The following is a 14,728-nucleotide window of genomic DNA, read 5'->3' as shown; positions in this document are numbered from 1 at the left end:
CGAATTGGCTAGGGACCGCGCATGACCTCCCGACCCGACCATTCCCAGCGCCTCGGCCGCATGAAATTCCGCGCCTGGCATCGCGGCACGCGAGAGGCCGACTACATGATTGGCGGCTTCTTCGACCGCTATCACGCCGAATGGGACGAGGAGGCGATGCGCTGGTTCGAGGACCTGCTCGACCATGACGATGTGGACGTGATGGCCTGGGCGCTGCAGACGCAGGATGCGCCGGAGCGGTTCCACGGCCCGCTGCTGGAACGCTTGCAACGGATCGATTACGTCACCATCTGACTTGCCCTGACGCGCGCATCGCCATAGGGCGCGCTTTCAACATTCCTGACCCGCCTGCGAGACCCCTTGTGAAATCGCCGGCGGGCAATTGCGCGTGGCCGAAACCCCAGCCCCGCGCGCCGATTTGAAGAGACCAGATGGCCGACTTTTCACGCATCCTTTCCGCGAAACAGCCGCTGACCTTGTCGAGCGTCGCCCGCGGGGCGCAGCCGCTGGTGATGGCGGACATCGCGCGCGCTTCGACTGGACGCGCGGTGTTCATTGCGCCGGACGATGCGGCGATGCGCGCGGTGACCGATGCGGCGCATTTCTTCGCGCCCGAATTGCAGGTGATCGAATTCCCGGCCTGGGACTGCCTGCCCTTCGACCGCGCGAGCCCGGCCTTATCGGTCTCCGCGCGCCGCCTGTCCGCGCTCTACAAGCTGCAGTCGGGCAGGCAGAAGAACCAGCTCTTCGTCACCACGATCAACGCCGTGCTGCAGCGCGTGCTCACCCCGTTCCGCATTCGCGAGGCGGTGCGCGAGCTGAAGCCGGGCGTCGAGATCGGGCATGAAAGCCTCGCCGCGCTGCTGCAACGGCAGGGCTATTCGCGCACCGATACGGTGGTGGATACCGGCGAATTCGCGGTCCGCGGGTCGATCTTTGATATCTATCCCTCGGGGCTGGAGGGCGGCCTCAGGCTCGATTTCTTCGGCGACGAGCTGGAGAGCCTGCGCCTGTTCGATCCGCAGACGCAGCGCACCACGGGCACGGTGGAAGGCCACCTGCTGCTCCCCGCCAGCGAGGCGCTGGTGGACGAGGACAGCATCAAGCGCTTTCGCAGCCGCTATCGCGAACTCTTCGGCGCGACCGCCACGCAGGACCCCTTGTACGAAGCGGTGAGCGACGGACGCCGTCTTGCGGGCATGGAGCACTGGCTGCCGCTGTTCGAGGACAAGCTCGCCACCCTGTTCGACCACCTCGCCCCGGAGGATGCGGTGGTGATCGATTCCGGCGCTCTGCAGGCGGCGGAAGAGCGGCTGAACGATATCGCCGACTATCACCGCCAGCGCCGAGAGATCGCCGGACAAGCCAAGGGCTCCTACCGCCCGCTTGATCCGAAGGAACTCTATCTCACCCGCGATGAGCTGGAGGCGGCCAGCGCGGCGCAGCCCATCCACCGCAGCGGGATCTTCGCCGAACCATCCAGCGAGAAGGTGGTCGATTTCGGCTTCAAGTCTGCGCGCGACTTCACCCCCGAACGCTCCGCCGGACAGAACACTTACGAGGCGGCGGCCAAGCATTTCGCCACGCTCGGCAAGGCAGGCAAGCGCCCGCTTCTCGCCGCCTATTCCGAAGGCTCGCGCAGCCGCATCGCCTCGATCATCGGGGAAGCGGGCACGGAGATGGCGCTCGCCGAAAGCTGGCAGGATGCGCTGGGCAAGTCCGCCAAGGGTAAGCCCGTGGCGCTCGTCCTCCCGCTCGACACCGGTTTCGCCAATGACGAGCTGGAACTGGTCACCGAGCAGGACCTGCTAGGCGATCGCCTCGTCCGCCGCCGCAAGAAGAAGAAGGATGCCGACGCCTTCCTCGCCGAATTGCAGGCGCTGCGGCGTGGCGACCTCGTGGTTCATGTCGATCACGGCATCGGCAAGTATCTCGGCCTCGAACCCATCGCCGTGGGCAAGAGCCAGCACGACTGCGTGATGTTGCAATATGCGGGCGGCGACAAACTCTACATCCCGGTCGAGAATATCGATGTCCTCAGCCGCTACGGCTCCTCCGAAGAAGGCGCGGTTCTCGATCGCCTCGGCGGCGAGGCATGGCAGAAGCGCCGTGCGCGCCTGAAGGAGCGTATCCGCGAGATCGCGGGCGAGCTGATGCAGGTTGCTGCCGAACGCGCGTTGAAGAAGGCGCCGGTGCTGGAGAGCGAGGAGAGCTCCTACAACCAGTTCATCGACCGTTTCCCGTGGGAGGAGACCGACGATCAGGACGCCGCCATTGCCGATGTGCTGAAGGACCTGTCCGAGGGCAAGCCGATGGACCGGCTCGTCTGCGGCGATGTCGGCTTCGGCAAGACCGAGGTGGCCCTGCGCGCCGCATTCGTCGCCGCGATGGCCGGGCAGCAGGTAGCGGTGGTCGCGCCGACCACGCTGCTCGCCCGCCAGCATTACCAGGGTTTCGTCGAACGCTTTGCCGGCTTCCCTCTGAAAATCGGGCGCCTTTCCCGCCTCGTCCCGCAAGGCGAGATGAAGGCGACGCGCGACGGGCTGGAAAGTGGCGATGTCGATATCGTGATCGGCACCCATGCGATCCTGTCCAAGAACACCAAGTTCCGCGATCTGGGCCTGGTGATCGTGGATGAGGAACAGCGCTTCGGGGTCAACCACAAGGAAAAGCTCAAGCAGCTGCGCACCGACGTGCATGTCCTTACCCTCACCGCCACGCCCATCCCGCGCACGCTGCAAATGGCGATGACGGGGCTGCGCGAGCTTTCCACCATCCAGACCCCGCCCGTCGATCGCCTCGCCGTGCGCACCTATGTGATGGAATGGGACGACATGGTGATGCGCGAGGCCCTGCTGCGCGAACACCATCGCGGCGGGCAGAGTTTCATCGTCGTGCCGCGCATTTCGGACATGGAGCAGGTGGCGGACTGGCTGCACGAACATGTGCCCGAAGTGAAATTCATCACCGCGCACGGCCAGATGACGCCGAGCGAAGTGGAAGAGCGGATGAGCGCCTTCTACGAGAAGAAATATGAAGTCCTTCTCTCGACCACCATCGTCGAAAGCGGGCTCGACATCCCCTCGGCCAACACGATCATCATCCACCGCGCCGACCGCTTCGGCCTGGCCCAGCTCTACCAGCTGCGCGGGCGCGTGGGCCGCGCCAAGATCCGCGCCTATGCCTATCTGACCACGCCCGCCGACACGGCGCTGTCCGAAGTGGCGGAGAAGCGGCTCAAGGTGCTGGGCGATCTCGATTCGCTAGGCGCGGGCTTCCAACTTGCCAGCCACGACCTCGACATTCGCGGCGCGGGCAATTTGCTCGGCGATGAGCAGTCCGGCCACATTCGCGAGGTCGGCTTCGAACTCTACCAGTCGATGCTGGAGGACGCGATCCTTGCCGCGAAGGCCGGCGCAATGGGGCTGGAGCGCAATGATAGCCAGGGCCTCTCGCCGCAGATCACCGTCGATGCGCCGATCATGATTCCGGAGGATTACGTCCCCGACCTCGCCGTACGCATGGCGCTCTATCGCCGTTTGAACGACGCGAAGGACAAGGCCGAGATCGAGGCGATGGCCGCCGAGATGATCGACCGTTTCGGCGAGTTGCCCGATGCGACCAAGAACCTGATCCGCCTGATCGAGATCAAGCACCAGGCAATCGACGCGCATATCGCCAAGATCGATGTCGGCGCGCGCGGCACGCTGGTGACCTTCCACAATGACAGCTTCCCCGATCCGGCGGGGCTGATCGCCTATGTCGAAAGGCTGAAGGACACGGCCAAGCTGCGTCCCGACATGAAGCTGGTCATCAATCGCGCATGGGGCGATCCGCAAAGCCGCCTGAACGGCCTGTTCCAGTTAACGAAAGGCCTCGGCAATATCGTGAAGAGAGCCGAAAAAGCCAAGTAACACAGACTTTTCAAAGGCCTGTTATAGAGGACGCCCGATTAACTATTCGCCAATCGCTCGCCTGATACATTCGTTCAAACGGGTGGTGGGAGTAGCATCATGGCAGTTGAAGTCGAAAGACGTTCCGGCACAGACCGCCGGCAAACCGAACGCCGCGCGCATGAGCGGATCGAGCTGGAATTTACCGACCGTCGCAAAGACGACCGTCGCGAAGGCGAACGCCGCTCCTGAGCCGCAATCAGGCTGAAACGTACTGCAGGACGCTGTCCGCAGCCATTGGCCGCGCGCCCAGGAACCCCTGCCAGCCCTCGCAACCTTCGCGCGTGACGGCATCAAGCTGCTCCTGCGCCTCGATCCCCTCCGCAATCACCGCCAGGTCCAGCGCGCTCGCCATGGCGATGATCCCGCGCAGGATTTCGAGGTCGCGCACATCGCGGGCAATATCCTCCACCATCGACCGGTCGAGCTTGAGATATTGCAGCGGCAGCTTCTTCAAGTAACGGAAGTTGCAGAAGCCCGCGCCGAAATCGTCGAGCGCGATGCACACGCCCAGTTCCACCAACTTGTGTAGCCGTTCGGCCGATCCTTCGAGATCGTGCACCAGCGCCTGTTCGGTAATCTCAAGCGTCAGCCGCTCGGGCGCGATGCCACTATCCGCCAGCGCCTGCGCCACCGAATCGAGGAAGCCGGAAGCCGCAAGATCCTCCGCCGTGATATTGACCGAGAGCCTGCTCCGTTCGGGCCAGTGGCTCGCCTCCACCAGCGCGCGATTGAGCACGTGGAGCGAGAGATCGTGGGAGAGGCCCGCTCCTCCGGCGATACAGAACAGTTCCTCGCCATTTATCTCGCCCTGCTGCGGGTGTGACCAGCGTGCCAGCGCCTCGACACCACGGACCTGCCCCGTCTCGCAGTCAAATTGTGGCTGGAACCGCAGCTCGATCGCGCCTTGCGCAACTGCCTGTGCAAGTTCGGCCGCAAGCGGATGCGTACTGACGCGGCGGTCGGCGCGGCGGCGGCAGTTGATGTGATTGGAAGGATTGCTGAATGATGCGGACATGACCGGCAGATGGCGCGGCAGGGCGCTTGCGTCATCCGCCGCGCAACACGCGTTGCAAATCGGGACGGGGGCATTAGTGTCGCGCGCCATGAGCGGGGCTGGAAACGAGAATTCCAACGGTAACGGATCGGGGGTGGACCTCGACCGGTTGGCGCTGCTTGTCTCCCCCACCGACCGCGCGCGGGAGGCTGCGGCGGAGCTCCAGCAATGCGTCAAATGGGTGCCGATGGAGGAAGCTTCCGCCGTCGTGGTGGTTGGCGGCGACGGGCATATGCTCGATTCGCTGCACCAGATGCTCGACGATAACCGCATCCTGCCCGCTTATGGGCTGAACCTCGGCACGGTCGGCTTCCTGATGAACCGCTATCGCGGCTGCAACGGCCTGTTGAAGCGGATCGCCAAGGCCAAGCCGCTCAGCGTCTGTCCACTGCGTATGGAGGCGGTTGACCAGGATGGCGGCGTCCACACCTCCTGCGCGATCAACGAGGTGAGCCTGCTGCGTGAAACGCGCCAGACCGCCAAGATCGAAATCAGCGTCAACGGCAAGGTCCGCATTCCCGAACTGGCGGGCGACGGCGTGCTGCTGGCAACGCCGGTCGGCTCCACCGCCTACAACCTCTCAGCCCACGGGCCGATCCTGCCGCTCGATTCGCAGATGCTGGCGCTCACGCCGATCAGTCCATTCCGCCCGCGTCGCTGGCGCGGGGCGATCCTGCCCGATCGCAGCAAGGTGTGCTTCCGCATCCGCGAGCCCGCCAAGCGCCCGGTCGCCGTGGTGGCCGACCAGAAGGAATATCGCGACGTTGCCGAAGTGCGCGTGGAGATTGCCCGCGACATGGAAATGACGCTGCTGTTCGATCCCGGCCATGCGCTGGACGATCGGATCGTGGCCGAGCAATTCGTGGTCTGAAAACCGCTTTTTCACAGCCCATGCAAAAAGCCTTGAATTGCGGGGTTGCCAAAGCGAATCCGCGCCCATATAGGCCCTCACCTGCCCATCGGGCTGCTCCCCGATAGCTCAGCGGTAGAGTAGGTGACTGTTAATCACTTGGTCGTTGGTTCGAATCCAACTCGGGGAGCCACTTTTCCATGACCGCCGATAGCCATCCCGCCGAAAGCGCCCTGTGCGTTGCCTGCGGCATGTGCTGCGACAACACCATGTTCGGCCGCGTCGTCCTGGAGGATGACGAGCCCGAGCGCATGCGCACGCTGGGCATCGAAGTCCACGAATATGACGATGGCGAGTTCAGCTTCAACCAGCCCTGCCCGCGCCTGTGCGACAAGGTCTGCCAGATCTACGAACATCGCCCGTGGACCTGCGAGAGCTATGTCTGCGAGACGATCAAGGACCTGCGCAAGGGCACAATAGACGAGGGCCAAGCCCAGCAGCGCATCGACACGGTGCTGGAAGCCAAGCAGCACCTTGCCGCGCAGGCGGGCGATGTTGACCTGTTCGAATATCGCAATGCGGTGACCGATGCGCTGGAGAACGACGTCGATCCCGCCAGTCTCGACAATTGCACACCCGAACTGGTGCGACTCGAGGATCTCCTCAACCGCTGGTTCCGCACAGAGGATTACGCCAAGCGCGTGCCCGTGGGCGAGTAGGCGCTACTCCGGCTTCCTGAAACGCAGCGCGAATTTCTCGCTGGTCGGCTGCACTTCGCGCGGCGAGATGTCGCGCGGGTCGTCCGGATTGGCGAGCAGGTCGCTCGTCGCTTCGAGCACCAGCCCAGCTTCGGTCACCTGCGCGATCACCGCCATCGGGTCGATCCGGTGGATGGTGTTGGTGGCTTCGGTGCCGGTGCCGGGCGCCGAGTGGTCCTCCACGAAGAAAATGCCATCGGGCTTCAGCGAACCCGCCACCCAGTTGTTCACCACTGCGATATCGCCATTGGCGAGGTCGTGATAATTTTCCGTGGTCCAGACGAGGTCCACCGGCTCGGGCAGGACGGTGTCGGCATAGTCGATCACCACCACTTCGATATTGCCATATTCCTCGGCCAGCGCGTTGATCCCGTCGAGGCCGCCGGGACGGTTGGCGAAGAAGGCGGGCATCAGGGCATAGATCTTGCCATCCGGACCCACGCTTTCAGCCAGGATGCGGGTGAAATAGCCGCCGCCGGGGGCGATTTCGGCAATGCTCATGCCGGGTTCGACGCCCGCGAAGGCGACAATCTCGGCCGGCTTGCGCAGCGGATCGCGCGCGGTGTCGACCTCGGGTCGGCGATCATCGGCGACGGCAGCGGCAATCGCTGCAGATGCTCCGGCGTGATGGTCGGCATGGGCGATGGAGCCGGTGGCTAGCAGGGCGGCGGCGATAGCAATCGAAAAGGCGCGCTTCATGGGTCGATCCTCCCTTGGATTGAAAGGAGGCTATCGCACTGGCGCGCATGGGCAAGCCTCAATTTGTATCGGCTGCTGCCCGTTGCCGATCAAGCAAGCCTACCGCCTGGAAGGCCACCAGCACCACCAGCGCGATCATTGCCGCCCCCGCGAACCAGGGCGCATCCATGTTGAGCGCATAGATCCATCCGAAGATGGGCGGCGCGATTATGCGGCCCACGGCGTTGGAGGCCATCAGCAGCCCCATCGTGCTTCCCTGCCTCTCCGGCGGTGTATTGCGGCTGAGCAGCGCGCCTGCGGAGGGGAAAGCGAGGCTGTGCCCCGTCATCAGCACGCCCATCAGCAACACACCTGATATCGGCAGGCGGATCACCGGTTGCAGCAGCATGGAGAGAGCCAACAGGGCGAGGCCCATGACGATCACCCGCGCCTCCCCGAAACGGGCGACCAGCGGGCCGATCAGCACCAGCTGGGCGAACAGTCCGCCCCCACCAATGGCGAGGAAGGCAAAGCCGAGATCGTTCGCACTCCACCCGAAATTCGCTTCGCTCCACAAGCCGTAAACCGCCTCCATCGAGGCGAAGGCGGCGATGCCGAAGAAGGAGATGACGAACAGCCGCGCCAGCAGCGGTTCCGAACTCACGAAAGCGAACGCCTCCGAATATTTCGGCAGGGGCCGTCCCTTACCGCTCGGCTCCACGGCATCGCGCAGCACCGCCATGCACCACAGGCTGGCGAGGACCGACAGGCAGCCGGCTAGGAAGATCGGCAGGCGGAAGCTCTCCGCCGCCACCTCGTCACCCGCGAACACGCCGCCGAGCACCGGACCGAATGCGATGCCGAGCGAGAAGGCCGCGCCGAAATAGCCCATGGTCTTGGCGCGCCTCTCCGGCGCAGAAACATCGGCGATGAACCCCTGGCACACACTCAGCGTGCCCGAGAAAAAGCCGCTGAACACGCGAATGCCGATCGCGGCCCACAAGGTCGGCGCATAGGCGAAAGCGATGTAGGAGAGGCCGGCGATGAAAGTCGTCACCACCAACACTTTGCGCCTGCCCCAGCGATCCGACTGGCGACCCCAATAGATCTCGCCGAAGACATTGCCGAAGCTGTAGGCGGCGAAGAGCAGGCCGATCTCGAAAGGTTGCGCGCCGAAGACCTGCCCGTAGAAGGGCAGCAGCGGCAGGATCAGGCTGAAACCCGCGATATTGATGAACACCGCGACCAGCAGCGGGGGTAGGCGCTTATCCATGATAGCGCGGCTCCCGCAGGCCGGTGACGCCAAGTCCGTCGATCACATAGTTCCACCCGTCGCCCTCGCCCGGCTCGCGCCCGAGGAAGGTCGGGTCGATACTGGGCACGAATAGCCGGTCGAGATCGGGGCCGAAGAACATGCAGCTCGCGGGCAGCTTGGTCGGCATTTCAATCTCGCGCAGCACCATGCCTTCAGGCGACAGGCACAGGACCACCCCACCTTCGCAGATCGCGGTCCAGAGGTTGCCGTCCGTGTCCACCGTCGCTCCGTCGGGGATGGGGCCATAGGCGCTGGTGTTGAAGAACTCGCGGCGGTTGGAGGTCTCTCCGGTCGCGAGGTCATAGTCATAGGCGTAGATCACATGCGCCATGCTGTCGGCGTGGTAGAGCACCTTGTCGTCGGGCGACCAGCAGGGGCCATTGCCGAGCGTCAGCCCGCTATCGAGCTGGGTGATCTTCCCGTGATCGAGCGAGAACAGCCCGCCCGCCGGTTCCGCCGCCTTGCGATGGCTGGTGCCGAAGATGAAGCGTCCCTTGCGGTCCACCTTGCCGTCAGCGAGCTGGATCGCGGGATTGGCCGGTTCCAGCAGCGCCAGCGGCGTGACCTCTCCGCTGTCCAAGTCCAGCGCATGGATACCGTCCACCAGGGCAACGATCGCCCCGCCGCCCTCGCGCAAGGCCATGGACCCGATCATGTCGGGCACGACCCACTCGCGATGCGCGCCGCTCTCCGGATGCCAGCGCAGCACCTTCTTTTCGAGGATATCGATGTAATAGAGCGCCTGTTCGGCCACGTCCCAGACGGGCCCTTCGCCTACCGAGCGCCGCGGCAGGTCCAGCCTTGTGATCTGCATCGCTCTCTCCCCTTCCGAGGAAAGACAATAACGATCGTTAGGATTGGGGCAAGTCTCCCTCAACCGTCATCGCGAGCGTAGCAAAGCGAGCCAGGGCGTCGCGCAGACCCGCCCTGGATTGCCGCGTCGGCCCGAACGAGTTCGTACCTCCTCGCAATGACGATCTATTCCTTGGCTTACACCGCCCCGTGGCAGTGCTTGTACTTGTTGCCCGAACCGCAGGGGCACGGCGCGTTGCGGTTGGTGACCTTGCCGGCATAGGGATCCTCGCGGTTCGCGCCGCCGGGGCTCGCCTGTGCCATCACCGAACCCGCCAGTGCACCGAACAGGGCCGGGCGCTGCGCCGAACCGTCACCGTCATTGGAATTGTCCTCGCCGGTCAGCGGGTCGATATGGCCGGTCATGAATTCGGGCAGCTGGGGCAGCTCGCGCGGAGGCGGCGGTGCGGCGGCACGGAAGTCTGCGGTGAGCAGGATCTTGGTCACGCTCTCGCGGATCGATTCGAGCATCATCTCGAACAGGCCGAAAGCTTCCTGCTTGTATTCGTTGAGCGGCTGCTTCTGCGCATAGGCGCGCAGGAACACCACCTGGCGCAGCGCATCCAGCGTGGCGAGATGCTCCTTCCAGTGATGGTCGAGCTGCTGGAGCAGGATGCCCTTTTCCGCCCGGCGCCACATCGGCTCCTCGAAATCCCTGGTGCGGTCTTCCAGGCGCTGCTTGGCGAGGTCCTGCAGCCGTTCCTCGATCATCTCGGGTTCGACCGCATCCTCTTCCAGCCAGTTGTCGATCGGCGGGGTCATGCCCAGCACATCCTCGACCTTGGTCTTCAGACCCTCGACGTCCCACTGCTCAGGGTAAGAACCCGGCGGGCAAGCTGTGGCGACGATGGCGTTGATCGCATCCTGGCGCATGTCCTCCACGACGTCATCGACGGTCTCGGAGTCCATGATCTCGGCGCGCTGTTCGTAGATGACCTTGCGCTGGTCATTCATCACGTCGTCGTACTGGACGACCTGCTTGCGCATTTCGTAATTGCGCGCCTCGACCTTCTTCTGCGCGGTCTCGATGGCTTTCGACAGCCACTTGGAGCCGATCGCCTCGCCATCCTCCAGGTTGGAGTTCATCATCTTGGCGAAGAGCGTGTCCGGACCGAAGATGCGCAGCAGGTCATCCTCCAGGCAGAGGTAGAAGCGCGAGAGGCCGGGGTCGCCCTGACGGCCGGAACGGCCGCGCAGCTGGTTGTCGATGCGGCGGCTTTCATGGCGCTCGGTGCCGAGCACGAACAGACCGCCGGCATCCAGTACCTTCTGCCGTTCCTCAGCCACTTCGGCCTTGATGCGGGCGATGGCGGCGTCCTTCTCCGGACCGTCTTCCATCAGGCCCAGCTCGTCATCTGTGCGGAATTCGACATTGCCGCCCAGCTGGATGTCGGTCCCGCGGCCGGCCATGTTGGTGGCGATGGTCACCGCACCGATGCGGCCGGCCTGCGCCACGATATGCGCTTCCTGCTCATGCATGCGGGCGTTGAGCACGTTGTGCTTCACGCCTTCCTTGTCGAGGAACTGGCTGAGCAGCTCTGACTTCTCGATCGACACCGTGCCCACCAGCACGGGCTGGCCCAGCTCGTTCTTCTCCTTGATCGCCTTGGCGATGGCGAGGAACTTGTCCTGCGTGTTCTTGTAGAACTCGTCCTCCTCGTCGATCCGCCGCACCGGCACATTGGTGGGAATTTCGACGACGTTGAGCTTGTAGATGTCCCAGAATTCCGAGGCTTCGGTGGAGGCTGTGCCGGTCATGCCGGACAGCTTGGGATACATGCGGAAATAGTTCTGGAAGGTGATCGAGGCCATGGTCTGGTTCTCGGGCTGGATCTCCACGCCCTCCTTCGCCTCGACCGCCTGGTGCAGGCCGTTCGACCAGCGGCGGCCGTCCATCATGCGGCCGGTGAACTCGTCGATGATGACGACCTTGTCATCCTTGACGATGTAGTCGGTGTCCTTCTTGAACATCACCACCGCGCGCAGCGCCTGGTCGAGGTGGTGGACCACCTGCGTGTTCTCGATATCGTAGAGATTGTCGCTTTCCAGCAGGCCGGCGGCGATGAGGCGCTTTTCCACCTCTTCCACGCCATCCTCGGTCAGCTGGATGTTCCGCGCCTTCTCGTCCTTCTCGTAGAACTCTTCCTCAAGGCCCTTCACGATCTTGTCGAGCGCCACATAGAGCTCGGACTTGTCCTCTGTCGGGCCGGAGATGATCAGCGGGGTGCGTGCCTCGTCGATCAGGATCGAGTCCACCTCGTCGACGATGGCGAAGTTGAAGGGCCGCTGCACCATCTTGGCGCGACTGTCCTTCATATTGTCGCGCAGGTAATCGAAGCCGAATTCGTTGTTCGTGCCGTAGGTGATGTCGGCGGCATAGGCCTCACGCCGGGCATGTTCGGGCAGATTGGGCACGATCACGCCCACGGTCAGGCCCAGCCACTTATGCAGCTGGCCCATCCATTCGGCGTCGCGGCGGGCGAGATAGTCGTTCACGGTCACAACGTGGACGCCCTTCCCCTCGATCGCGTTGAGATAGGTGGCGAGGGTGGCGACCAGCGTCTTGCCCTCACCCGTCTTCATCTCCGCAATCTCACCGCGGTGGAGCGTGATGCCGCCCACCATCTGCACATCGAAATGGCGCATGCCAAGGACACGCCGCGATGCCTCGCGCACGGTGGCGAAGGCTTCGGGCAGCAGGTCGTCGAGCGTGGCGCCCTCTTCCAGCTTCAGGCGGAACTTTGCGGTCTGCGCCTTCAGCTCGTCATCGGAGAAGTCCTCCAGCTGCGTTTCAAGCGCGTTGATACGGGCAACGATTTTGTCGAGCGAGCGAACATAGCGGTCGTTGGCCGATCCGAAGACCGATTTGGCGATTGTCTGCCACATGGGCGAATATCCTGTCAGAAATATGGAGGGTACGACCGTGCCTTCGCACAAGCCGTTGAAATCAGCGTGTTATGGAGATGGCCGACGCGCCTATTCGCGCGCGCGGTCCGCCTTCAGCACGATCGCCGGCGCAACCACGCGCTGCAGCGGACGCGGACAAGGCACCTGCTGCGCATCGCTTTCCTTGTGAAAAGCGCTGGGCGTCGCTTCGGCGAGGATAGCCAGCGGCGGCTGGCAGCCGATGCTGTCCTGCGCCACTTCCACCACCTGGACGCCTGCATCCAGCGCATGCGCCGGGGCCACCGTGGCGGTGAGCCCGGACAGAACGGCCAGCAGGGTCAGCAATTGGCGAAGCATCAGGGCGCGATGTAGTGGCAAAGGACGAATACGTCCACAATTAAGGCTGAACCGCGGGTGAGTTTTCGCCAGTCGCGGTGGGCACTTCGGACAAACGCCAGCGCAGGATCTGGCTGAAAGTCTGCTCGGTAGGATTACCCGCTTCATCAAGCGGCACAATGAAGCGCCCATAGCGAGTCATCTGCGCACAGCTGGCGTCATCCAAGATCGCGGAACCGCTCGATTGCGTCACAACACATCTGCGAACCCGGCCATCAAGGCCAACCGTCGCCTCAATCCCGACATCGCCCTCTTCGCCGTTTCGCCGCGCGCGGGCCGGGTAGCGATACGGAATGGCAGGCTGTTTCGGGTGCGCCATTGGGTCACCATCCAACCCCGCCGAAAGCCACAGATAAGCGTCCTGCAACTCAGGCTGTCCCGAGCTGTCGAGCGCGGGCCGCCAGCGTCCGCGTTGCTCTGCCATTTCGCAGCTCTGCTGATCAAAGGCAGAATCACCGCTCGAAATGGCCACTTCGCAATCGGTGGCACGGCCTTCCAGGTTGACCGATACTTTAATGCAAACTGCCTTTTCGGCGTCTCGATCAAAGTTGGCCGGACCACATTTCTGCTCCGCACCCGCTTCCTCAGCCAGAGCGGGAGGGGCAATAAAGGCCAAGCCTGTCAGGCCCAACGCCAGTGCGAGGATCACGCGAAACATAGGCTTCTCTTATATCGCAAAAAGCTGACCACGACATTGCCAAACTGTCTCGGAGCCGATTGTAACGCGCTTAGCTTGGGCTTATGCGCCTCCCCATGGATTTGCTACCTTCTCCCCTCGCCCTGCCCTTTCCCGCCATGCCCGATATTGCGGGCGTGACCCTGCGCGTGGCGCGGGCCCGCTACAAGAACTGGGATCGCTGCGACCTGACCTATGCGGAGTTGGCGGACGGAACAGTCCTTGCCGGCGTATTTACCAAGAATGTCTGTTGCTCGACCGAAGTTGAGATGGGCCGCGAGCAGGTGAAGCGCGGCAAAGCGCGTGCATTGGTGGTGAATGCGGGCAATTCCAACGCCTTCACCGGCTATCGCGGTCGCGAGGCGGTGGAGCAGATCATGGCGCAAGTGGCCGGGCATCTGGGCTGTGAGCCTGCGGACGTGCTCGTCTCCTCCACCGGCGTGATCGGCGTGCCGCTGCCCAAGGACAAGGCGCGCGAGGGCGTCGCGAATGCCCTGTCTGGACCTCCCTGCTCATGGGAAGATGCGGCGATAACTATCGGAACAACAGACACTTTTGCCAAGGGCGCGACGGTGTCCGCCATGATCGGTGACACGCGCGTGACGTTGAACGGAATCATCAAGGGCAGCGGCATGATCGCGCCCGATATGGCGACCATGCTCGGCTATATCTTCACCGATGCGGCGGTGGAGCCTGGCTTCCTTCAGCAATGCCTTTCCGCCGCGAATGAGCGGACCTATTCCTGCATCACCGTGGATAGCGACACCTCGACCAGCGACACGGTGCTAGCCTTCGCCACGGGCAAGGCGGGCAATGCGCCGCTCGCTTCAAGCGACAGCCCGGGCGCGGACGCCTTCATGGCCGCGATGGAGGATATTTGCCGCCAGCTGGCCCACCTCGTCGTCCGCGATGGCGAAGGTGCGCAGAAGTTCATTTCGGTGGCTGTACAAGGCGCGACCAGCGATGACAGCGCGCGCCGCATCGGCCTGTCCATCGCCAACTCCCCGCTGGTGAAGACAGCCATCGCGGGCGGCGATGCCAATTGGGGCCGCGTGGTCATGGCCGTGGGCAAGGCGGGCGAACCGGCGGACCGGGACAAGCTTTCCATCGCATTCGGCGGCATCTGGGCGGCGAAAAGCGGCTTGCCCCTCCCCGATTATGACGAAGCGCCGGTGGCGAAGCACCTCCAGGGACAGGAGATCGACATTACCGTCGATATCGGCCTGGGTGATGGGCGAGCGACCGTGTGGACCTGTGACCTCACGCATGGCTACATTGCGATCAACGCGGACTACCGCTCGTGAGCG

13 protein-coding genes and 1 tRNA gene are annotated in these 14,728 nt (G+C 63.7%); 7 read left to right on the top strand and 7 right to left on the bottom strand.

Annotated features, from left to right (window positions below; genetic code table 11):
- Positions 1–21 precede the first annotated feature (21 nt).
- From E5222_RS06395 to E5222_RS16820, 3 genes are all read left to right on the top strand, one after another.
- Entirely contained in the window at positions 22–294 is a 273-nt protein-coding gene (locus E5222_RS06395; RefSeq protein ID WP_136692835.1) for an FAD assembly factor SdhE, read from the top strand.
- Positions 295–431: 137 nt separating this feature from the next.
- Entirely contained in the window at positions 432–3,914 is a 3,483-nt protein-coding gene (gene mfd, locus E5222_RS06390) for a transcription-repair coupling factor (protein WP_136692834.1), read from the top strand.
- Between the two features lie 99 nt (positions 3,915–4,013).
- Entirely contained in the window at positions 4,014–4,145 is a 132-nt protein-coding gene (locus tag E5222_RS16820) for a hypothetical protein (protein WP_281276742.1), read from the top strand.
- A gap of 7 nt (positions 4,146–4,152) precedes the next feature.
- Here E5222_RS16820 and E5222_RS06385 read toward each other — a convergent pair whose 3' ends face one another.
- The gene (locus E5222_RS06385; protein ID WP_169053503.1) at positions 4,153–4,971 is read right to left on the bottom strand and encodes an EAL domain-containing protein; all 819 of its coding nucleotides are present in this window, start codon (positions 4,969–4,971) and stop codon (positions 4,153–4,155) included.
- 88 nt (positions 4,972–5,059) lie between these two features.
- Here E5222_RS06385 and E5222_RS06380 point away from each other — a divergent pair, with 88 nt between their 5' ends.
- The 3 genes from E5222_RS06380 to E5222_RS06370 all read left to right on the top strand — a co-directional run bounded on the left by E5222_RS06380 (position 5,060) and on the right by E5222_RS06370 (position 6,579).
- Positions 5,060–5,881, top strand: a complete 822-nt coding sequence (locus tag E5222_RS06380) for an NAD kinase (protein WP_136692832.1) — start codon at positions 5,060–5,062, stop codon at positions 5,879–5,881.
- A 97-nt stretch (positions 5,882–5,978) separates the two neighbouring features.
- Positions 5,979–6,053 (top strand) — tRNA-Asn (locus E5222_RS06375).
- 7 nt (positions 6,054–6,060) lie between these two features.
- Positions 6,061–6,579, top strand: coding sequence for a YkgJ family cysteine cluster protein (locus tag E5222_RS06370; RefSeq protein ID WP_136692831.1), 519 nt, complete (start codon positions 6,061–6,063; stop codon positions 6,577–6,579).
- A gap of 3 nt (positions 6,580–6,582) precedes the next feature.
- On the opposite strand, the gene E5222_RS06365 is transcribed toward E5222_RS06370, so the two are convergent.
- The 6 genes from E5222_RS06365 to E5222_RS06340 all read right to left on the bottom strand — a co-directional run bounded on the left by E5222_RS06365 (position 6,583) and on the right by E5222_RS06340 (position 13,403).
- Positions 6,583–7,317 (bottom strand): class I SAM-dependent methyltransferase, encoded by a 735-nt coding sequence (locus E5222_RS06365; protein WP_136692830.1) that lies wholly within the window; start codon positions 7,315–7,317, stop codon positions 6,583–6,585.
- A 58-nt stretch (positions 7,318–7,375) separates the two neighbouring features.
- A complete protein-coding gene (locus E5222_RS06360; protein WP_136692829.1) occupies positions 7,376–8,569 on the bottom strand; it encodes an MFS transporter in 1,194 nt (397 codons plus the stop codon).
- The gene (locus E5222_RS06355; protein WP_136692828.1) at positions 8,562–9,425 is read right to left on the bottom strand and encodes an SMP-30/gluconolactonase/LRE family protein; all 864 of its coding nucleotides are present in this window, start codon (positions 9,423–9,425) and stop codon (positions 8,562–8,564) included. Before E5222_RS06355 ends, E5222_RS06360 begins: the two co-directional genes overlap by 8 nt.
- A 176-nt stretch (positions 9,426–9,601) precedes the next feature.
- Entirely contained in the window at positions 9,602–12,349 is a 2,748-nt protein-coding gene (gene secA / locus E5222_RS06350; protein ID WP_136692827.1) for a preprotein translocase subunit SecA, read from the bottom strand.
- Positions 12,350–12,439: 90 nt separating this feature from the next.
- Complete coding sequence (locus tag E5222_RS06345; protein ID WP_136692826.1) at positions 12,440–12,706, bottom strand: hypothetical protein; 267 nt, start codon at positions 12,704–12,706, stop codon at positions 12,440–12,442.
- Between the two features lie 40 nt (positions 12,707–12,746).
- Positions 12,747–13,403, bottom strand: a complete 657-nt coding sequence (locus tag E5222_RS06340; protein WP_136692825.1) for an energy transducer TonB — start codon at positions 13,401–13,403, stop codon at positions 12,747–12,749.
- A gap of 95 nt (positions 13,404–13,498) precedes the next feature.
- Between E5222_RS06340 and argJ the strand changes: the two genes are divergently transcribed.
- The gene (argJ, locus tag E5222_RS06335; RefSeq protein ID WP_136692824.1) at positions 13,499–14,725 is read left to right on the top strand and encodes a bifunctional glutamate N-acetyltransferase/amino-acid acetyltransferase ArgJ; all 1,227 of its coding nucleotides are present in this window, start codon (positions 13,499–13,501) and stop codon (positions 14,723–14,725) included.
- The last annotated feature ends 3 nt before the right edge of the window (positions 14,726–14,728 follow it).

Source organism: Alteraurantiacibacter aquimixticola (genome assembly GCF_004965515.1).
Taxonomy (GTDB): domain Bacteria; phylum Pseudomonadota; class Alphaproteobacteria; order Sphingomonadales; family Sphingomonadaceae; genus Alteraurantiacibacter; species Alteraurantiacibacter aquimixticola.
This window is presented reverse-complemented; position numbering and strand designations above follow the sequence as displayed.